Below are 22,942 nucleotides of genomic sequence, written 5' to 3'. Positions count from 1 at the left end.
TCAATTATTTAAATTTATTTTGCAGCTGATGCTGATAAAACTAATGATAAGTATTTTTCTTCTGAAGTTGACCCTCTCGATGTCAATACAATAGGAACTTTTGCTCCTACAATCATACCTGCCATTTTTGCTCCTGCTGATTCTATTAAAGCTTTACTTAATAAGTTTCCTGTAGTAATATTTGGTGAAATTAATATATCTACATTTCCTGTTATAGGGCTATTGTATCCTTTAATAGCAGCAGATTCTTTATTCATAATCAAATCATAAGATACAGGTCCTTCAACTATACAATCCTTAATTTTTCCTGATTGATTCATTTTCTTAAGAATGTCTGCATCTACTGTTTCAGGCATTTTAGGATTTACAGTTTCAACGGCAGTCATAACTGCAATCAATGGACATTTATAACCTAACTTACGAAAAACATCAACTACATTTTCGATAATTTCTTTTTTTTCTTCAACACTAGGATACATCATCATACCACCATCTGTAACAGAAATAAGCTTGTGATATGAAGGAACCTCCAAAATTGCAACATGTGACATTACTTTTCCTGTTCTAAGCCCTTTTTCTTTATTTACAACCGCTTTTAACAAATCTGCAGTTTGAAGTTTACCTTTCATTATAAAATCTGCCTTATTTTCATTTATAAACTCAACCGCTTTCTCTGCAGCTTCAAAATCACTACTTACATGAATTATTTCATCTTCATCAAATTCAACATTTAGACTTTTAAGAACATCCTTTATCTTAGGTTTGTCTCCTATTAAAACAGGTTTAACTATATGATCCCTCCTCGCTCTAAAAACAGCCTCTAAGGTATGTTCATCCTGTGCAGCTACTACTGCTACCTTTTTTATGTTATCGTTATCCTTAACTTTAGTAATTAAATCATTAAAATTTTTCAAGTCCATATGCATACTCCTTAAAATACATTTTTACGCAAATCTACATTAATATATATAGCAATAACTATGCCAAAACTTTATCGTTAAAAAATAGCCATTATTTAAAATATGGCTATTAAATCACTAATAAAATGTTCAAAATTCTGAACATAAATTTCATTTTTTGGACACGTCACTGTTATTCATTTTATTCCACAGGGATGATCTGCTTATACCCAATACCTTTGCTATATCATTTTTAGACATACCTTGATTTTCAAGAATATCGATAACTTTCACCTCAACAAATCTGTTTATTTCTTTTAAATTTAATTTATTATTGCAATTAATAAGACTACTATTATCATTGTCGTCTTCTGTAATTTTATCATCACTTACTTCTTTTATTATTTTTTCACCAAATTCAACTTCACCAAATATTATAAATCTTTGAGCCAGATTTCTCAATTCTCTAACATTTCCAGGCCATGAATAATTTGTTAGTTTATGTTCAAGCTCTTCACTTATTTCTAAAATTTCTGTAGTATTAGAGAATCGCGACAAATAATATTTAAAAATCGGTATAATATCCTTTTTTCTTTTTCTTAAAGGCGGAATATGAAGTTCCAGAATACTTAAACGATAAAATAAATCACGTCTAAAGCTACCTTCCTTAATTTTGTCCTTCAATCCTTCATTTGCAGCAGCAAGTATTCGAACGTCTAAAGGAATAACATAATCTGATCCTATACGCATCACTTCTTTTTCCTCTAATACACGTAAAAGCTTTGCTTGAAGATTTAACGATACGCTATTAATTTCATCTAAGAATATCGTACCACCGTGAGCTAGTTCAAATAAACCTGGTTTACCACCTTTTCGCGCACCTGTAAAAGCTCCCTCTTCGTAACCAAAAAGTTCACTTTCAAGTAAATTTTCGGTTAAAGCAGCACAATTTACTGCAACAAAGGGTTCTCTACTTCTATTGCTAATATTATGAATACTTTGTGCTATCATTTCTTTTCCTGTTCCACTTTCTCCATAGATGACAGATGTGCTATCTGACACTCCTATTTTAACAGCTTTAGCCAAAGTATCTTTCATAACTTGATCATGGACTATTATATCTTCAAATTTATATCTTGCTACTAGTCCTTTTTTGTTCAATTCATATCTTATCTTTTTTTCCAATTTTTGTAGTTTCGTTATATCTTGAAAAGAACAAAGTACACCTATTACTTGATCGTCAACTTTCAAAAGAGAAGTGTTAGCAGTAATAACAATTTTATCTAAATGTACTATTTCATTATGATTAAAAGTTTGATTATTAAACCCTTCTAACATAAAATTAAGCTCCGGAAAAATATCAAGGAGTTTTTTATTTAGTACTGTTTCTCTGTCCTTTTTTAACAATTCTTGTGCTCTTTCATTATATAAAATTATCTTCCCATCTTTATCTAATGCAACAACAGCATCATGAACGCCATCTAATGTAGTATTTAATATTTCATTTTTATATTTTTGTTCATACAAACTGTCAACTAATTCCCATGCTCCAGTTATTGCATCATGAATAGACTCATCACTAGCACCAATATGAACAAAATCTAAATTATATTTTTTAGCTATTTTACAAGGAATCCCGCCACCTACAATTACTACTTTTGATTGTTTGGAAGCATATTTACTAACTATTGTTTCGATTTCTTCCTTATAAATAAACTTTTCAATGATTAATTTAGAATAAATCATATCCTCCCATTCTTCATAATCAAAATTCTCTAAATCAGAAATAATTAGAACAATGTCTTTTCCAATTTTTCTGGCTGTTTTAATTGAATGAAGAATGTCTAAAGTAGAAATTTTCAAATTAACAACAGGAACATTTACATTTCCAATAGTATAACGATATCCCCCACTTCGGGCAATAATAGCTCTGACGCCTTTCTTTTCAAGTAATTTTCCCTGTTCTTCCATTTTGTCAGAATCTAAAAGCTCAATTATTATTTTACCATTTTTAATATCATCTTCATATAATTCTTCAATATTTTCCTTTAACCCAATATCGTTTGCAATAATACCAATTTTTCTCTCCAAACTAATTCTCCTTTGTTATAAAGTCTAGTCAAGACGAAGTTGATTCTTTATCATAGTTGTCCAAAAAACTATGTCTTATTTTATCTTTACGATATCCTATAACTGTATCTAAGTTTACGTTATGAATACTATTAAAAATATTATAATCAAAATTAGAATTAATCTTTCTCATATATTTAACTAGAGATTTCATTTCATTCCGTTTAGAGCCACCATTTCCTTGTGAAATGCTATCTGTAATTTTACAAGCACATTGAATAAATTCAAGACTATTATATTTGCTCCATGCAATAATATCTTCTTCTCGAATTTTATACATTGGTCTAATAAGCTCCATTCCTTCAAAATTAGCGCTGTGCAACTTAGGCATCATGGTTTTAAATTCACCTGCATACAACATGCTCATTAATGTTGTCTCAATTACATCGTCTAAATGGTGTCCTAATGCAATTTTATTACATCCCAACTCCTTAGCAAATCTATATAAATATCCTCTTCTCATTCTTGCACATAAATAGCAAGGAGTTCCTCCTCCTGCTACCTCCACAACTTCAAATATCTCAGAATCATATATTTTAATGGGAATATTCATTTTCTCTGCATTATCTATTATTCGTTGTCGATTTAATAAATTATAACCAGGATCCATAACAATGTATTCTGCTTTGAATGGAATCTTTGTATACTTTTGTAAATGCTGGATACATTTAGCCATTAACATTGAGTCTTTACCACCTGATATACAAACAGCAATTTTGTCTCCTTCTTTTATAAGCTTGTATTCCTTTATTGCTAACGTAAATCTTGACCAGATTTTTTTTCTGTATTTTTTTATAATGCTTCTTTCAATTTCTTTATATTTTTCCATTCTAACCTCATGCTGTATATTTTTATTATAAAGCTATAGTATTGTGTTAGATATAGCTTTATCTATTGTATTTAAAAGTTTATCGCCTTCAAATTTTGGGTTCTTTATCCAATCAGTAGACCATATTCTATAAATTGTCCATCCCATATCTTCTAGAATTGACCGTCTTAACCTTTCACGTTCTCTAACAGTTCTAGTATTATGATATGTATCACCATCACACTCAATTCCCAAAACAAATAACCCTTTTTTAAAAGGATGTTCAACAGCCATATCCATTCTATATCCAGAACATCCAACTTTTGTTTTTACTATATAACCATTATCAACCAAAAATCCATAGACAACTTCTTCAAAAGATGAATCAATATTAGCTGTATTACACAATATCAGATCGTTTTGATGGTTACTAGATGTTTTTAATGCATATTCAATATAATATTTTAACATTCTAACACCTTCAGAATTAGTTTTATCTAAATCTATATCAGTTGGTTTAATGGAACCAACAAGTTTCAAATTGTATTTAGCACGTGTAATTGCAACATTCAATCTGCGATATCCACCTTTTCGACCTAAAGGCCCAAAATTCATATGCATTACACCATTTGTATCCTTTCCATATCCAATACTGAAAATAATTGTGTCTCTTTCATCTCCTTGAACATTTTCAAGATTTTTAATAAAAAATTCTTCTTCAATATTTTCTATAAAAAATTTCTCATAATATGGATTTGAAAGTCTTCTTTGTCTAATTTCTTTTTCTATAGCGTTTTGTTGCGTTTCACTAAAAGTAACAACACCAAGAGATCTATTTGGAAATTTATCAAAATGTTCAAATATTAGTTCTGCTACACGTTTTGCTTCTTTTATATTATTTTTTCTACCTCCTCTAGTATATATCCCCTCTTCAACATAAATGTATTCAACTCCACAATGTGACAATTTCCCTCTATTAGATGGAAATGTTACCAAATTATTCATATAAATATTTTTATTTGAAAATGCTATCAAATCTTCATATCTACTTCTATAATGCCATTTAAGCGTTCTTTCCGGTAAAGCATTAATTGCTTCTTCTAATATAGAATCATAAAAATCATTATCGTCATCTGTGTTATTAGTGTCAGATAAGTTTGCTGTAAAAAAACTCATAGGTGGTAATTGAAATCTATCTCCAGCAATTATAACTTGTTTACCTCTCATAATTGCACCAATTGCGTCTTCTGTATGAATTTGGGATGCTTCATCAAAAATAATAATATCAAAATTGTATTCTTCAGCTTGCAAATATAAACTTACAGAAAGAGGAGACATTAATAAACATGGTTTTAAAGTTGTAATTAAATTAGGTATATCACTTAATAACTTCCTTAACGGCTTAATTTTTCGCTGCTTATTTATTTCACGTTTTAAAATGCCTATTTCTTCAATAGCAGATGTCGTCACGTTTATATCGGGTAATTTTGCTATTATTTTTTCTCTTATTCTAAACTGTGCTAACCTAAGCTGTTTTTTATCTAGTGTATTGAATTCTTTTATTAGTACTTGATGATTTTTGCCTATAAAATTTAAAACAGCTGGAAATTTAGTTAAGTTTACGTCTTGCCACAAATTATAGAATCTTTTCAAAAAGATATTTAAAATTTCACTTGATTCGCATTCTATATTTTCTATCTTATCAATAAAATCTGATAAATCATTATCTTTACATTTATTTCTAATATTTTGAAAACTAATCCATTCCTCTAATAGAATCAAATTTGTGCATCCTTCAATTTTACTAAGAAGTTTATAAATATTCAAATTATATAATTCCTCTTGGTTTTCAAATAAATTAAAAAATTCACAACATTCTTCATTAATTTCCTTTTTAGCATTTGCTAAATTTTCAACAAAAGTTTTACATTTTATAACAAAAGTTTCATTAGTGCACACTGATGTAATAAACTGTTTTGATAAGGAAAACTCATTACAAAGTTCTTTAAGTTCTTTAACAAGATTTAAATTAATATTTATTCTTTCCCAATCAGTACCAACACCATTATAATAAAATGAATATTTTTCTTTTAATTCTACTTCATGCTTAATAAACTGTTCTTCTATTCTTTGAATTTTATTTAAAGAAATGATATCAGACATTATTATTTCATACTGTAAATTTTCTTTGCTATAACTTTCTAAATTCGTATATGTTGCTTGTAATAAACTGACAGAATTCATAATTAGATCAATTGAATTAATCAACAAAGAAATTTTTTCTTCTTTTATTTCCTTAATATTTTTTTTGTTTAATATTGAATAAATTCTATCAAAAACACTGCTATCCTTTAATTTTTTTATACTCCATTGAAAAGAAATTAAATCTTCATATGGATATTCATTAGATATTAATAATGATATAAATTTTTTTGGAACTTCATTGCTTAATAACAGTTTTATATTATTAGTAATAGTTATAGAATTACTGATTATTTTAAAATCCGTATTTTCTCCAATAAAATTTGCCCCTAAATAACTTTCAAGTAAATAACTCTTCTCTTGAAACCAATTCCTACAAATATTAATGTCCCTAACATTATAAAGTAAATCAATAATATTCTTTATAGTTAGATGCTCGTCTTTACTTAATTTATAGTCATAAATTTTTTCATAATCATTTTTAATTATTTGTACTTCCTTACATAATAAATCAATATATTTTATTATTTCAACAGGATGAGAACTAACAATATTTATATTGGTGATATTTTCTATTTCTGTAATAGCATTTTTTAGTATAGATTCATTTAAATTTCTAATTTCTGCGTTTGTATCAGATAAATTGCAATTTAACAATACCTTTTTCAATTTATCTGAAATCTGAAAATTACCAAAATATGATCTTATAGATTTAAAGTTTGCCCTATTTAAACGAACTAACTCCCAATCTGTATATTTTTCTTGATATAAATCTCCTAACAATTCTTTAGCTAAATTATGATTATCACTTAACCATTGCTCACCTTCTTTAACTATTGCAATATTATTTAGAAGTTTTATTATATCATTATCTTCTAATTTATCTTTTTGATTTCTGTAGCAACTTAAGATAATTTTTCTATCAGCTTTATAACTACCTTTTATTTTTTTGAAAAAGCTAGTATATTCTGTGTTAAATCTAGATAATATTCCTTTATAATCTATGTTAAATATATCATTGCTAAACTTAGAAATTATCACTTCAGTTAATTCTTTTATTTCCACTTGTCTTTCTTCTAAATCAGAAATTATTTTATCTATTACAGAATCCATATTGATATCAAACCAAGATATTGTAGGCTGAGGATTTCGATTTATAATATTAATTAATTTACTTAATGATATTAGTTCATCAAAAGTTTCTAAATCTTTTACCTCTATTATAACAGAAAGTCTTTCAGCTGCTTTATATGCTAATTCAATTATATTTTTACATCTTTCTAATTTAGGCACCTCATTTTGGCTAAAATTTAAAATAGAACGCCTGTCAATTAAACCGATATCTTTTATATTGTTATTTTTTGCTATAATATTTAATGTTTTTGTATAACTTTTTGTTAGCTTATCTATGTAATCATCATAATTCAAATTTACTATTTTCTTATCATAATTTTCTATTATTGCTGAAATATTATTTTTAATAATCAATTGATGTTCTTTAGCATCTTCCAATAAAATTAATGTATCGTTTAGTTGTACCTCATTAAACCATTTATCTGTAGGATTTGTTTTTTTTAAAATGTATCTAGCTAAATCATCCAACCATAAAAGCGAATTAATGGTTTCTAAATTAGATAATCCCAATTTTTGTGTAATAATACTACCCTTATCAAAACTATCTTTTAAAGTATTTTTTATTTCCTTACACTCTGAATCTATCAAACTAGCATTTATTATAATATCTTTTTGTGTTTCATATCTCTTTGTATTAATATGTTTTTTTATTTCTGTAAACTCATTTTCAAAAATATTAATAATATCGTTAGAAGAAATGGCAAAAATATCTTCGTTATATATTTTTTTCAACTGGTTTTTTAAGTCAAAATACTGTTTGCGCTTAAATACAAATTTATTTGACATAGACCTTAATTCATCGATTTCAGCTTCTAGCCAATGAATTGGTATTGGTGGAAGTTCAATGCAAAAGTTTAAAACATCATATAATACTTGCAAATTATTTATGCTGTAGTTAAATTTAGCACCTGTAAAATCAACTGTTTTCTCATATAAATCTATAAACTTTCTTAATTTAGGTAAAAGACTTTTTATAGTTATTTCTATTTTATTTCTTAAATCATATGTAAGAGTCTTTATATTCGAGCTACTCCATGGATTAGAAATAATATCATTATTATTCTTACCAACTGCTTTAGAATATTGATTAATAAGATATTTATAAGAATTAAGCTTATCTGCATCTATATTTTCAACATTATCAATAGTGAATACAACATCCTTAATACCTTCTAATTTAGCAAGCTTACCATTGATTTCATAAATAGTTACATCTAATGGCATAACCTTTGTGTGTAACTGTTCTTGATATTCATTTAACTCCTTGATTTTTTTATCTAAGTCAGATAAATCGTATAAAATATCATCTCTGATATTTTCCACAGTTAATTTTAGAATTCTATCTAGTTCTTTTAAAACTTCCCTCTTATTTGCCCTGTGACTATGTAAAGTTAAGCAAAAATCATCTAAATCTGCCTCGCTAAGCCTTTTCTTCACCACTTCTAAAGCAGCCATCTTTTCAGAAACAAAAAGAATCTTTTTTCTATCTGCTATACCTTCAGAGATAATATTGGCTATTGTTTGACTTTTTCCCGTACCAGGTGGACCTTGCAATACAAAACTATACCCTTTTTTAGACAGCAAAATAGCATCTTGTTGACTTGCATCTGCATCTAAAACTTGATAAGTATCTAAAGGACTTGTATTTTTATCATGATTATAATTATTTAATTCTGCTGGAACCTGACTAATTTCTTTATAATCACCAGCTATTGCTTTTATTACAGGATGATTTATAATTCTTTCTTTATTTCTATCTAAATCTTTATACATATTAATTTTAAGAAATGATAATAAAGTCAATTGAACTTCTTCAACAATTTCCCAATTATGTATCTGAATTATGCTTTTAATTTTATCTAGAAATACTATTATCTCATCATCATGTTCATTGAATTCTGGCAACTTTATGCCAAAATCACTTTCTAATTTATAAGCTAAGCTAGGATTCAAAACTATTTCGTCATCATGTAAGCTTATTTCATATGGATGATTAATAGAAGGTAAAGTTAATTTAACAGGTACAAGAATAAGAGGAGAATGAATTACCTCCTTTATATTTTCTCTATCAATCCATTTAAGCATTCCAAAAGCAAGATATAAAGTGTTTATTCCTTGTTCTTCAATTGATAACTTAGCTTTAGACCTCAATGATTTTAAAATATTATTTTTTTCATTTAAAGACCTATTCGTTTTTAAATCACCATTTATGATAGATGACTTTTGATTTATTGAATTAATAGAATAATCAAATTTTAGTAATTTTTCTTCTTTTACAATAGCACTATATAATTCATTTAATTTCGGTAATTTAATTTCTATGTTTGATTTTTTTGTCGTCCTAAAGTTAATTAACCTATTGCTTTTTCCCAAGTCTAGCAGTAGATTTTTCCATTGTTCAATTTTAAAGTCTAAATTTTCCATAGTTGTCCCCTAATTTATACTATAAATTTATTCTTCATTATTTTATATATATCATAACATCTAAAAAGAGTTGCTTCGCAACACCCGCTAGGGGGACCTATGTCCCCCTTCGGCGTAAAAATGCTTTAATAAAGCATTTTTACTGAGCACCCCCCTTAACGGCAAGGACGTTCCGTCCTTTGCAATCCTCGTTTTTTACTTAAAAATCTAAATCATTTAATGCGTCTCTTAACTTTTTCATCTCTTCTTTAGTAAAGGTAATACCTTTGCCCATTTTATCATGTTCAGGCGACCATTCTCTTATATCATACTTCGGTTCTCTTTCGTTCCAACTTACTAAATTCAACTCCTTAGTCCAACCTTGTGAAGACTCTGATATGACTATTATTTCTTGTGTAATTTCATATTTTAATTCTGCCATTTTAATTCCTCCATATTTAAACATACTTTTTATCTAAATAAAATAGTTATATTAGATGTTATTATACCAAGTTTATTCCAATTTAACAATCAAAACACATAGAGATATTTTTAAAATTTATTATTTTAAAAACTACTTAACGTTAAAAAGCGGTTTTGTATTATACAAAACCGCTTTTTAACGTTAAGTAGTTATTTATAAATCAGTTTCATCATCAGTGTTATTTTCTAAAATCAACTCTTCAGCTATTTGAAGCATACTCGAAGGGACATACAAGTCTATGCCAAAATTATTTGCTCCAAAGTATATTTCCATAATACCACCTGAGCCTTTTGCCTTTTTTAAAACTGGTATATCAAATGATTTTAGTTTTGAAATAATAATATCTGCTTCAATACTGTTTAAATTAGATAAAAAAAGAACTTCATTATCATTACTTACATATTCTTCAGACATTGTAATTCTCCTATAAGTTATATTTTATTATCTATTCAACTGTTATAGCACCTACTGGACATTCTTGTTTGGATTCTTCAGCACAAGATTCAAATTCTGTAGGCACTGGATCTGATATTACAACAGATATATTTTCATCATCTAATTCAAAAACATCTGGGCAAAGTGCTACACAAACACCACATCCAATACAAGTATCTCTGTCAACGAAAGCCTTCATTATTAACTCCTCCTCTCATTTAGAAATAAATTTTTATAAAATTTCTTCTTATTACTATTAACATTTTTATTTTAATATAAAATATATACCCCTAATTATATCGTTTAAACTTAATATTATCTATACAATTACAGTTAAAAAAGATGACAAATCCATAATTTTAGGTTACTTTCATCTACTCAAAATAATACTTAATTCACCTAAATGGATTTGTCATCGTAATAATATTATAATCAATTTTAATTTAAATATTCATTAATTTAAAATTTTTCACTCTAATTCTTTATGATGAATTTTATTTATAATAATAGGTTTTGCCTTTTTATTACCATACTTTGCTTTACCTTGTATTTCTGGTACAGGCGGAACATCATTTTTGGATAGATGCATTTTATGATTGCTTTCTGTACCATGCGGTTCTCTTGGATTTGGTCTTCTCATACCTGCTTTTGCCATAATATCACCTCATAAATAGTATCTTCTTTTCAACACTAAATATGCTAAAATTTTTTGAAGTGTATTTACTTAGTTTATTATATATGAAAAGATTGATTTAATTTTTTGTAATAGTAGCAATTGACTTACCATCTTCTTGAATATAATCTACTTTATACCCAAGTTTCTCAAAATCTCTTACTTTAACCATGGTGTTAGAATCAATAATAACTCCAGTCATTTCAATTTTTTCTTCATCTCTTATTATATATGCCTTTTTGTTTTCGTTATCCCAATCTACTTCTTCTCCAAAAGATTCAGATATAAATCTCAATGGTAAATAAATGCTATTATCAATATTTGCAAAATCTTTATAATCATTATCTATATTTCCTTCTAATCTAGCACTTTCAACTTGAACAAAGTAACTGTCTTCATACCATTCTAATTGCATCTTTTGTACTGGGTTAATATAATTTTCAGTTTTGTTATAAAGATTTTCTAACTCAACTACTTCTATTGTTTTTCCTTCTAATGAAACTTTTTCTATTTTTGTTGGAACAATTGATGTATTAGAATTGATGTTAATCATCTCTATACCATCATATACTATCTTTACTTCTGTTATATCCTTATATGAATCTTTTTCTTTATATATTTCTTCTTTAATTACACTATCTTCTAACATATCTATATATATATCTAATTCGCCTGAATTTAAAAACATAGCAGCTTCATCTATAGCATCATAGAAATCCTGTCTGCTTGATTTTAATTCTTCAAACATAATTTCTTTATCAGTATCTGATAAATCATCTATCTCAATATTGCTATAATATTTTTCTAAGTAATTGATAGTTTCGTCAAACACTAATTCTTTGTTATCTTTAATATAATTAATTAAGTTTTCAATAAAGGCTAATGTATTTTTTGAATTCATTTCTACTACAAAGCCTTTTGATGTTTTTGATATAAGATTTGAGTCAAAACCTTCAAACGCTTTTGTGAGATAATCAATTGCATCATCATATAATTTCTCATTTTTTTCTCCAAGATACATTGTATTTGGATATGTTTCGGTTAAATCAACTAATATAATGTATTCAACATCCTTTAAATCGTTGTAATAAAGTTGTTCAACAATTTTTTTATCTACTTCTGTAGCTTTTAATTGTTCAATAGCCACAAATTCTAATAAAGCATTTTTAGATACAAGTAATTTATTATCAGTTAAAACTAAATTTATAGGTTTTTCTATTTCTATGTCATTAATTTTCATAAGAACATCTAAGTTCATGTACGCAGATTCAACATCGTCTATATTAATTTCACCTTCTATGTTCAAATCTATATTAAAATCCTCGTCTGCTAACTCTTTTGAAATTTCAATTTGTGTATTATTAATAAAATTATATTGTGTTAACTTAGATATCTCCCCTGATAAATTTAAATAACCTAAGTCATTTGGACCACAACCAGTTAAAGCAGTAATTAACATTAAAGCAACTAACACTAATGATACATATTTCTTTTTCATAATAATCTCCTCATAACTAATATCGTTTTTTTATAAAATGTTATATCCTTGAATATACTACCATAATTGTAATACTATTTCAATAATTATAATTTTATCTAATCTGTACTATTATTATACTTCTTCAGCTAGTTCTAATCCCTTTGTATAATCATGGAGTTTATGATCTGCTAAATAAAATATACTTCCTTCAGGATAATTCCCATATTCATCTACTTCTCCTGCAGAAATACCACTTAATATACTAATACCTTCTTCTATTGTTTTTACTGCAAAGATATTAAACAAATTATTTTTTACTGCTTCTATAACCTCATCTTTTAGCATTAAATTGTCTATATTGCTCTTAGGAATTATTACTCCTTGTTCTTTGTTCAAACCCATAGCTTTGCAAATATCAAAGAATCCTTCTATTTTCTCATTGACTCCACCAATGGGTTGTATTTCACCCATCTGATTTACTGAACCTGTAACAGCCAAACTTTGCTTTAAAGGAACTCCTGATAAGCTAGATAATATAGCATACAATTCTGCACTAGATGCACTATCTCCTTCCACTCCGCCATAAAGCTGTTCAAAGGTAACCTGAGCAGTTAATCCTAATGGCTTTTCCTGAGCAAGTTTTCCACCTAAATATCCATTAAGAGTAAGAACCCCCTTAGAATGAATATTTCCACTCATCTCTGTTTCTCTCTCAATATTTATTACACCTTCTTTTCCCATATATGTTCTTGCAGTTATTCTAGAAGGCATGCCGAAGGAATAACCTGTTATTTGCATAACAGATAATCCATTTACCTGTCCTACTACTGATCCTTCTGTATCTATTAATACCTTTTTATCTAAAATTTGCTCTTGTAGCTTTTCCTCTAACATATTTAATCTATATTTTTTATTTTTAATTGCTTCTTCAACATGAATTTCATCTACAAAATCTACTCTTTCCTCTTCTGCTATAGCTGAAGATTCATAAACTATTTCACTAACACTGTTAAACTGAGTGGATAGTTTATTCTGATTATCTGCAAGTCTGGAGCCAAATTCTACCACTTTTGCTAAGGCAGATTTATTAAAAGATATCAAATTTTCTTGTTGACATAAAGAATTAACAAAATATACATAATTTTGTATATTTTCTTGATTTCTTATCATTTCAGTATCAAAATCTACCTTTACCTTAAATTGTTTTCTAAAGTCTTCATCAGTTGAAAGGATATAATAATATTCAGGACTTCCAATTAGTATTATTTTTACATTAAGAGGAATAGACTCTGGTTTTAATGTAACAGTTGGAACAAAGCGATTCTGTTCTCCAATATTTTCTACAACTGAATAGTTATATTTCAAAGCTTTTTTTAAGGCATCCCATGAAAATTGATCCATAAATAAATCCTTAGCTTGAAGGATTAAATATCCTCCATTTGCCCTTTGAATTGCACCCGCCTTAATCATTGTAAAATCTGTTGTTGTAGCCATAGATTGACTATTTGTTTTATATTCAATTTTACCAAAAAGATTGTAATAATATGGATTACTTTCGATTACAACAGGTGCCCCTTTTCTATTTTCGTTATTAACAAATAAATTCACCTTATATCTTATAAACGGATCCATCATATCCTTCGGCATAGAAATTATATTTTCTAACGATTCATTATCTTCATCTTCCATCATTTCATTTTTGATAATTGAAACATTACCATTATTTGATATATCACCAATACTTTTAAATATTAAGTAATTTTCTGATACATCTTTTAGCACCATATCAAGATATTCAATTATTTTAGGAATTTTATTATATTTATTTTTTAATTTATTTATAAATGGTTTTGCCACGAGAAATGCTGTTTGTTTTTGAAGTTCCACTCCTTCATCATCTATTTCCCTTTGCAAAGACTTTACTTCACGTAATTTCTCTTCTATTATTTTGCCAAGTTCATTTCTTTTTTTTTCAATTTTTTCCCTTTCTCCATCTGGAAGACTGTTATATTCTTCTGGTTCCATAGCTTTACCATCTTTTATAGGAATTAGAATAATTCTCTGTTGTGATTGTTCTACATTAAACCCAGCTTCAATGGATACTTTTTCAATATCCTGCATAAAAGAATTCATTTTCTTATTAAATTCCTGCAGTATTAAATCCTTTTTATTTTCATACTCCTTGTCTTCAAAAGCCCTTTTGATTTCTATTGTCAAATTTGATATAAGTTTTTCCATATCTTTTTGAAAAATTTTACCTTGTCCTGCTTCCAAAGAAACAGCAAGCGGTTTTTCCTTTTCATTAAAATTATTAATATAGCACCAATCTTCAGGAACCGACTTTTGGGCAGCTTTTTTTGAGACAACTGTCTTAGTATAAGTGCTCTTACCTGTTCCTTGAGGTCCTACTACAAATATATTATATCCCTTAGCCTTCATGGATAAACCAAAATCCATTGATTTTACAGCCCTTTCCTGTCCAATTACTCCTTTTAATTGATATATATCCTGTAATTTATTTACAAATTCAAGTTCTTCATCACAGTTACAATTATTTCTTAACTTTTCCAAGGATACCTTATAATCATTTACATTTACCATTTAGCTTCCTCCAACTTTGAATTATTTTATTTTTATATACCCTATAAAAAGAGTATCTAAACCATCAATAACAAATAATTGCAATACTTATATCACATTTTCTTATTTAAGTATCTTTTTTTATATTTAATTGAACTATATTTACTAATTTTTTTTATTACAACAAAATTCGTTATGCTACCAACTACGCCTACAACTGGTATACCTTGAACAAATTTTGAAGTTATCATGGCTTCAGATAGTACTTCAGAAGTTTTTTCAATTTCTTTGTTTAAATCAAAATCTAGTTTAATGTGATTATCTATGTATTTAGCAGTTTCGTCGACTAGTGCATTATGATTACTTTGTATAACTCCTTTAGTTAATGCACCTCGTATCAATCGAAGGACATATATTTTTTCATCATGCAATTCATATACAAATCCATAGCTTAAGGCTATCTCATATATGGTTTTTAGTATCATCGCAGTAAATAATGGAATATCTGGTAAACCCATTCCAATAAGGCCTAATCCAGCACCTTCTATAGTAGATATTGATGCGTTAATAACATTACTCTTCTTAGAATGCTTATCCATGGCTCTAATTGACTTTCTATTTACTTTTTGATTTATTAAAAAGTCTTTCATATTATGATCTAACTGTATTTTCTCTTTATTATACATTTTTTCAATATACTTAGTGCCCCTTTCAAAAACAAGCTGAAATGCCTTATAAAACGTAAATTTTAAAGTTTCTTTTAGGGCTTCAGGAACTTTAGATTCCATCTTTTCTACTAATGGATTTATTTTTTCTTGTATTTTATTTTTTCCCTTTTTATTTAATATTTTCTGTTCTTGTTTATCAATTTTTTTTAAGTGATTATTAATTATATTTTTCATTTATCTCCCCAATACAATATATATTTTCATTATATCATATTCTATTTTTAATTTACTTAAAATTTAATTAGAAATATCTACATAAAAATAATGACGAATTCTTTTGAGTAAACTATCAAGAATTCGTCATCTGTGTTTTATCAATCTATATCTTTGCTCTCTTTACAGCTGCTTCTATTAATTTATCATTTTTTATAATAGCTTTTTCATACTTACCTTTACAAAATTCACCTATGTTATCTATGCCAGAAAATACTAAATATATCCTATTGTTATCAATTTTTTCAACCGAAATTGTAATTGATACCTTTTCACCTATTAATGTTGGATAGTAATGATTAAGTTCAATATTTCTTACAACAGTTAAATATCCATCTGGAATTAAAGGGTCGAGCATTTTCCATGAAATTTCAATAATTGTCGCAAGTAAAGCAGGAGTTGACATAAGATTGTCAATAGTTACTGAATTAGATATATACGAATCAGCTGGTGTTATAATCTTTTCATATGTAGTTGACATACCTTCAATTATTCTATGTTTTAACATAATTAACCTCCTACAAATAATATCGTTTTCCTAAACCTATTATATAACAATTTTTGTAAAAAGGCAATAAAATAATTCTTCTATAATAATAAGCAATAACTTCTTTATTATATTTATATTGTATTTAGAAATAAATAATTGTATAATGTTTAAATCGACAATAATAACCTGCAAAGGAGTAACTTATGGATTTTTTAGTAGCACTTTTAGTTTTTACATCTTCACTTGTTATTAGTATTATAAAAAAAATTACAATAATTTTACCATTATTGGTTGGTGTAATTGTCTTTTCTTTAACAGCCTATCACAGAGGTTTTGATATAAAAAGCATTTTAATTATGCTAGTAAAAGGAATGAAAAAATCGATAATTCTAATACCATTTTTTACTTTAATAGGTATGTTGACTTCAGTATGGAGAGCATCCGGTACAATACCTTTCTTAGTTTATTATGGTACAAGCTTCATTAATCCTGATTATTTTATATTAATTGCATTTCTATTAACTTGTTTAGTATCATTTTCCATAGGAACAAGTTTTGGAACAGCAGGTACTATTGGCGTTGTTCTCATTGTATTAGCTAGAGGAGGAGGAGTTAACGTAAATGCAGTGGCAGGTGCAATTATTTCTGGTGCTTTTTTTGGTGATAGATGTTCTCCAACATCTTCTAGCGCAAATCTTGTGGCAGCTATAACAAAAACAAACTTATATGATAATGTGAAAAGAATGTTAGTAACAGGATTTATACCCTTTACTTTAGCAGTGTTATTTTATTTATTTATATCTTTGCGAAATCCAATTAATACAGTTGATAATTCATTATTAATTGATTTACCTAATTATTACAAATTAAATATTATTACTATATTGCCAGCTTTAATTATTTTTATTTTAGCAGTCTTTAAAGTTAATGTAAAAACTTCTATGATATTTAGTATTATTATGGGTATTGTAATATCTGTGTTTTTGCAAGGATTTCCATTTGCTAAAGTTTTGAAGGATATGATATTTGGTTTTAATTTAGATGGTGATAGTATTTTAGCTAATATAATTTCTGATGGAGGAATTATATCAATGCTCAATGCTTCTATTATAATTTTACTAGCATCTTCATATTCTGGTATATTTGAGGAAACAAATATGCTTAAAGATATTCAAAATGCATTAGAGAAACTGAGCGACAAAATTGGAGTTTATCTTACAACAACAATAACAAGCATTATTACGAGTATATTTGGATGTAATCAAACCCTACCTGTTTTACTAACATATCAATTAATGCATAAAATATATGAAGATAATGGTTTTTCAAATAAAGATATTGCTATTGACATAGAAAATACTGTTATACTAATTGCAGTACTTATCCCTTGGAGCATAGCCGTAGGAGTGCCACTTGCCACTCTATCCGTAGGTCCACAAAGTATACCCTATGCTGCATACATTTACTTAGTACCATTAGTTAATATAATTAAATTGCCTTTTCTTAAGAAAAAGAATATTAATGTAAGCTAGTTTCAAGTTTTAATAAATATTCTTTAATATTCAATCCTCCACCATATCCTACTAACTTACCATTAGATCCTATTACACGATGGCATGGTATAATTATTGAAATTGGATTTCTATTATTCGCCATTCCAACTGCCCTTGCAGCTTTTTCTCTATTAATTAATATTGCAATATCCTTATAACTTCTAGTTTCACCATAAGGTATTGTTTTTAAAGCATTCCATACCTTTAATTGAAATTCAGTACCTTTTAAAGCAAGGGGAAGATTGAATATTTTTCTTTTACCACTCAAATATTCTTGTATTTGATTATATCCTTCTTTTATAAGATGAGTTTCTTTTAAATTCTTTTGACAATTTATTTCCTTTTCTTCATTATAGAATAAAACTTCTGTTATTGCATTATTTTCTTCTGCAATAGCAATTCTACCAATTTTAGTTTCATAAATAAATATACTTTTCAACATGTCCACCTGTTATAAAATATTTTAAATCATTATACTATTATTTAATAAATTTTACAACAATACTCTTCAAAATTACGAGTTAATTAATTTTAGTATTTTTGTATATTAAAATTATCTTCTAGCAATGCCCAGTTTTGAGGAAATGGATATCCTAAGCCCCAATAGCTTATACCTCTTAAATTATATTCCTTAACAGTATCAAATTTTGCTTGTGCACTTCTTGCATCTTCAAACCATACTTCATGGGCATTACCTTCTTCATCGGTATATCTATAAAATGGTGATTGCCCTAGATAATCGTATTGAATAGGAACTCCATACCTTAATGCTAACTCTATAGCTTCCTGATTACTAAATGTTTCAGCTTCTTGTCCTTCTATATGCGGAATACGCCAGTCTCGAGCATAAATCTGAAATCCCATTAATATTTTGTTTCTAGGTATTACCGTTACAGCATAATCTAAAACTCTTTCAATTTCATTTATTGGAGAGATTGATCTAGGTTGACCTCCCCGCCAACCCCATTCATAAGTCATTAATATAACAAAATCGGCAATCCTTCCATGTGCTTCATAGTCATGAGCTTCATATAGAAGTCCCCTTTGATCTGAACTTACTTTTGGAGCTAATGATGTAGAAATAAAAAAACCTTCTTCATGTAATCTATTAGCAGTATTTTCTAAAAAACGATTATAAGCTTCTCTATCTTCAGGATATATATATTCAAAGTCAATGTTTAAAATCCTATATCCTTTTTCTTTCATTATTTCAATAATATTATCTTGTAAAATTGACATTGTGGATGTATTGTTTAATATAATATTAGCTAAAACTTCTCCAGATAAATTATACGTAAAATTTACTATAGACATCATAGGTACTACACCTTTAGAAATTGCAGCACCAATAGCTGGTTCATCATCAATAGGTTCTAAACTACCGTCTTCATTTACCAAGTATGCGAAAGGAGTTAAATATGTTAAGTGTTCTCCTACTTCCTCTACTATTGGAACTGCATCCATCCCCAAAATATAAGTAAAGGCATTTACTTCTATCGTTGGTTTTTGTTTTCCTGGAATATTTATAATTTGACCAGGGTAAATTTGATTTGGATTAATAATGCGATTTTCCCATAAAAGTTCTTGAACAGGAACACCATAATTTTGTGCAATTTGCCACATTGTATCCCCAGTTCTAACAGTATATACTGTATCTCCCGACGGTATTAATAGTGATTGACCTATTAATAGTAAATCTGGATTTGTAATATTATTTACTTCTATTATGTCATCTAAATTACTCTGATAGTAATTGGCAATTTGCCAAAGCACTTCTCCCCTTTGTACTACATGAATATGCATAAGTCCCTCCTATATTTTTAAACTTATATATAATATATTCAATTGCATATTCATAATGATTAAATTATTTTTGCAATATCTTTTCTATACTGCATTTTTTCGTAATTAATTTTATTAATGTTTTCATAAACCTTTTGTCTTGCTTCGATAAGTGTTTTTCCAAGAGCGGTAACTGCCAACACTCTACCTCCGTCAGTTATAATTTTATCATCATTCGAAAACTTAGTTCCACCATGAAATAATATAATATCATCATCGACTAAATTAAGACCAATAATTTCTTTGCCTTTTTCATAATTTTCTGGATAACCTCCTGATGCTAAAATTACTGTTGCACTTTTTTCTTTACTCCACTTTAAATCAGAGTCTGAAAGATTTCCATCTATGCATTTTTCCATTATATCTACTAGATCTGACTTTAATCTAGGTAATACTACTTCTGTTTCCGGATCTCCAAATCTTGTATTGTATTCTAATACCTTTGCCTTTTCACCTTGAATCATAAGACCTATAAATAAAACACCCTTGAAATCTATGCCTTCTGTATAAAATCCTTCTAAAGTTTTATCTAATATATTTTCTTTTATATAATTATTTAAATTTTCTGTATAAATAGGATTTGGTGAAAAGCATCCCATACCGCCAGTATTTAAGCCTTTATCTTCATCATAAGCTTTTTTATAGTCTCTGGCACTTTCCATAGGAATTATATTTTTCCCATCAACAAAGCATAATAAAGATGTTTCCATTCCATTAAGATATTCCTCTATTACTATAGTACTGCCTGCTTCTCCAAACTGTTTATCAGTCAGAATACTCTTAATAGCTGATGTTGCTTCATCTTTATTCTGACATATTAAAACTCCTTTTCCTGCTGCAAGACCGTCTGCTTTTACAACTACTTGTTCTTCAAAATTTTTCAAGCCCTCTAAAGCTTCATTTAAATCACTATATACTTCGTATTTAGCTGTAGGTATATCATATTTTTGCATAAAGTTCTTAGAATATGATTTGCTTCCTTCTAATCTAGCACCCTTCTTATTTGGACCAAAAGCTCTTATGCCCTTTTCTTCAAGGATATCCACTAGTCCATCTACCAAAGGACCTTCAGGTCCAATAACAACTAAGTCAATTTTGTTATCAACAGAAAATCTAGTTAACTCACCTAAATTATTCACTTTTATATTAACTATTTCAGCTATTTCTGATATTCCTGCATTTCCTGGTGCACAATATATTTTAGAAACTTTATTACTTTGATTAAGTTTCCAGCAAATTGCATGTTCCCTAGCTCCACTTCCAACAACAAGAATTTTCATGAAACCCTCCTTTTAATCTCCTCTATTATTAATTAAGTTTAGTGTTTAAAATGTCTCATATTAGTAAATAGCATAGATATATTATACTTATCACATGCTTCTATTGAATCCTTATCTCTAATTGATCCTCCTGGTTGAATAATAGCTGTTACACCTGCCTCTGCTGCAGTTTCTACACTATCTGAAAATGGAAAATAAGCATCTGAGCCAAGGCAAGCTCCCTTAAGACTGTCTTTACCTAAAAACTCTTCAGCATGTTCAATTGCTTGTTTGCATGACCAAATTCGATTAACTTGACCAGGTCCTATACCAATGGACTGTCCATTTTTTACAATTGTTATTGCATTAGATTTCGTATGTTTTACAATTTTCCAAGCCATTATTAAATCTTTCATTTCTTGTTCAGAAGGTTCTCGTTTTGTTACTTTTTTTAATTGATTATCTTCTTCTAAAAGCTTATTATCTATAGTTTGTACTAAAATTCCTCCAGCTACTTTTTTCAAATCATAATCATTTTCATCTTGTTTTTGCATAATATTTCTTAATTTCAAAATTCTAATATTTTTCTTTGATTTTAGAATTTCAATAGCTTTAGCAGAATAAGAAGGTGCAACTACAATTTCTAAAAATATTTTATTTATTTCTTCTGCTGTTTTTTCGTCTATTTCTCTATTAGATACAACAATACCGCCATATATTGATGTAGGATCAGCTTGATAAGCTTTTATATATGCACCATATATATTATCTGCAGTTCCTACACCGCAAGGATTCGAATGTTTACAAGCTACAACAGTTGGTTCTTCAAATTCTTTCAATAATTCTAGTGCACCATTAGTATCATTAATATTATTAAAAGACAATTCTTTACCATGTAACTGTTCTGCTGATGTAAGAAGACCCTTATCTCGAATAACTTCTTTATAAAAAGCAGCTTTTTGATGAGGATTTTCGCCATATCTCATATCTTGTACTTTTTCATATGTCATAGTAAATGTTTCAGGTAAATTATTGTCATTATTTTCTTTCTTAATATAATTAGCTATTAATGTATCATAATGTGATGTATGCTCAAACACCTTTAAACATAAGGAAAATTTTGTGCCTAACGAGACTTCTTTGCTATGCTCTAATTCTTCTACTATAACACTATAATCTTTAGGGTCTACGACTACTGCCACATCTTGATAATTTTTTGCAGCAGCTCTAAGCATTGTTGGACCACCAATATCTATGTTCTCTATAGCTATTTCTCTTGTAACAGAATCCTTTAAAATTGTTTCTTTAAATGGATACAAATTAACTACAACTATATCTATAGTTTCTATATTTAAATCTTTTAGTTGTTGCATGTGTTCTGAATTTGAACGCATTGCTAACAGTCCTGCATGTATGTTAGGATGCAACGTTTTAACCCTTCCATCTAAACATTCAGGAAATCCTGTTATATCTGATATTCCTGAAACTTTTACATCTGCATCTTCTAATACCTTTTTAGTTCCTCCAGTCGAAATAATCTCAACACCTAATTCTATAAGTTTTTTTGCAAATTCTACAATACCAGTTTTATCTGATACACTTATTAAAGCTCTCATCACATTTAACTCC

General features: G+C 27.9%; 17 protein-coding genes. 1 reads left to right on the top strand and 16 read right to left on the bottom strand.

Annotation, left to right across the window (positions count from 1 at the left end):
* Positions 1-14: 14 nt before the first annotated feature.
* The 12 genes from U8307_RS13570 to U8307_RS13515 form a co-directional block, all read right to left on the bottom strand.
* Entirely contained in the window at positions 15-920 is a 906-nt protein-coding gene (locus U8307_RS13570) for a bifunctional enoyl-CoA hydratase/phosphate acetyltransferase (RefSeq protein ID WP_326908670.1), read from the bottom strand.
* A 150-nt stretch (positions 921-1,070) separates the two neighbouring features.
* Complete coding sequence (locus tag U8307_RS13565; protein WP_326908668.1) at positions 1,071-2,990, bottom strand: sigma 54-interacting transcriptional regulator; 1,920 nt, start codon at positions 2,988-2,990, stop codon at positions 1,071-1,073.
* A gap of 28 nt (positions 2,991-3,018) precedes the next feature.
* Positions 3,019-3,858, bottom strand: a complete 840-nt coding sequence (locus tag U8307_RS13560) for a tRNA 2-thiocytidine biosynthesis TtcA family protein (RefSeq protein WP_326908666.1) — start codon at positions 3,856-3,858, stop codon at positions 3,019-3,021.
* 33 nt (positions 3,859-3,891) lie between these two features.
* Positions 3,892-9,597, bottom strand: coding sequence for a DUF4011 domain-containing protein (locus U8307_RS13555; protein ID WP_326908663.1), 5,706 nt, complete (start codon positions 9,595-9,597; stop codon positions 3,892-3,894).
* Between the two features lie 199 nt (positions 9,598-9,796).
* Positions 9,797-10,018 (bottom strand): YdbC family protein, encoded by a 222-nt coding sequence (locus U8307_RS13550; protein WP_326908660.1) that lies wholly within the window; start codon positions 10,016-10,018, stop codon positions 9,797-9,799.
* 195 nt (positions 10,019-10,213) lie between these two features.
* Positions 10,214-10,474: a hypothetical protein gene (locus U8307_RS13545; protein WP_326908659.1), complete on the bottom strand. Its 261-nt coding sequence runs from the start codon at positions 10,472-10,474 to the stop codon at positions 10,214-10,216.
* 31 nt (positions 10,475-10,505) lie between these two features.
* Positions 10,506-10,694, bottom strand: coding sequence for a ferredoxin (locus U8307_RS13540; protein WP_326908657.1), 189 nt, complete (start codon positions 10,692-10,694; stop codon positions 10,506-10,508).
* A gap of 270 nt (positions 10,695-10,964) precedes the next feature.
* Positions 10,965-11,150 carry a hypothetical protein gene (locus U8307_RS13535; RefSeq protein ID WP_326908655.1) on the bottom strand — a complete coding sequence of 62 codons (186 nt, stop codon included), beginning with the start codon at positions 11,148-11,150 and terminating at the stop codon, positions 10,965-10,967.
* 97 nt (positions 11,151-11,247) lie between these two features.
* Positions 11,248-12,666: a copper amine oxidase N-terminal domain-containing protein gene (locus U8307_RS13530; RefSeq protein WP_326908653.1), complete on the bottom strand. Its 1,419-nt coding sequence runs from the start codon at positions 12,664-12,666 to the stop codon at positions 11,248-11,250.
* A gap of 114 nt (positions 12,667-12,780) precedes the next feature.
* The gene (locus U8307_RS13525) at positions 12,781-15,249 is read right to left on the bottom strand and encodes a Lon protease family protein (RefSeq protein ID WP_326908651.1); all 2,469 of its coding nucleotides are present in this window, start codon (positions 15,247-15,249) and stop codon (positions 12,781-12,783) included.
* Positions 15,250-15,341: 92 nt separating this feature from the next.
* Positions 15,342-16,130, bottom strand: coding sequence for an EcsC family protein (locus U8307_RS13520; protein WP_326908650.1), 789 nt, complete (start codon positions 16,128-16,130; stop codon positions 15,342-15,344).
* Positions 16,131-16,275: 145 nt separating this feature from the next.
* A complete protein-coding gene (locus U8307_RS13515) occupies positions 16,276-16,677 on the bottom strand; it encodes a thioesterase family protein (RefSeq protein WP_326908648.1) in 402 nt (133 codons plus the stop codon).
* 185 nt (positions 16,678-16,862) lie between these two features.
* Between U8307_RS13515 and U8307_RS13510 the strand changes: the two genes are divergently transcribed.
* Positions 16,863-18,191 carry a Na+/H+ antiporter NhaC family protein gene (locus tag U8307_RS13510; protein ID WP_326908646.1) on the top strand — a complete coding sequence of 443 codons (1,329 nt, stop codon included), beginning with the start codon at positions 16,863-16,865 and terminating at the stop codon, positions 18,189-18,191.
* Here U8307_RS13510 and U8307_RS13505 read toward each other — a convergent pair.
* From U8307_RS13505 to purH, 4 genes are all read right to left on the bottom strand, one after another.
* Positions 18,178-18,651 carry a methylated-DNA--[protein]-cysteine S-methyltransferase gene (locus tag U8307_RS13505; RefSeq protein WP_326908644.1) on the bottom strand — a complete coding sequence of 158 codons (474 nt, stop codon included), beginning with the start codon at positions 18,649-18,651 and terminating at the stop codon, positions 18,178-18,180. The genes U8307_RS13510 and U8307_RS13505 overlap by 14 nt on opposite strands.
* 92 nt (positions 18,652-18,743) lie before the next feature.
* Positions 18,744-20,015, bottom strand: a complete 1,272-nt coding sequence (locus U8307_RS13500; RefSeq protein WP_326908642.1) for a LysM peptidoglycan-binding domain-containing protein — start codon at positions 20,013-20,015, stop codon at positions 18,744-18,746.
* A 59-nt stretch (positions 20,016-20,074) separates the two neighbouring features.
* Positions 20,075-21,334, bottom strand: coding sequence for a phosphoribosylamine--glycine ligase (gene purD / locus U8307_RS13495; RefSeq protein WP_326908640.1), 1,260 nt, complete (start codon positions 21,332-21,334; stop codon positions 20,075-20,077).
* Between the two features lie 38 nt (positions 21,335-21,372).
* A complete protein-coding gene (gene purH, locus U8307_RS13490; RefSeq protein WP_326908638.1) occupies positions 21,373-22,929 on the bottom strand; it encodes a bifunctional phosphoribosylaminoimidazolecarboxamide formyltransferase/IMP cyclohydrolase in 1,557 nt (518 codons plus the stop codon).
* Between the last annotated feature and the right edge of the window lie 13 nt (positions 22,930-22,942).

The sequence above is a fragment of the Sedimentibacter sp. MB31-C6 genome, assembly GCF_035934735.1.
Lineage (GTDB): Bacteria > Bacillota > Clostridia > Tissierellales > Sedimentibacteraceae > Sedimentibacter.
This window is presented reverse-complemented; position numbering and strand designations above follow the sequence as displayed.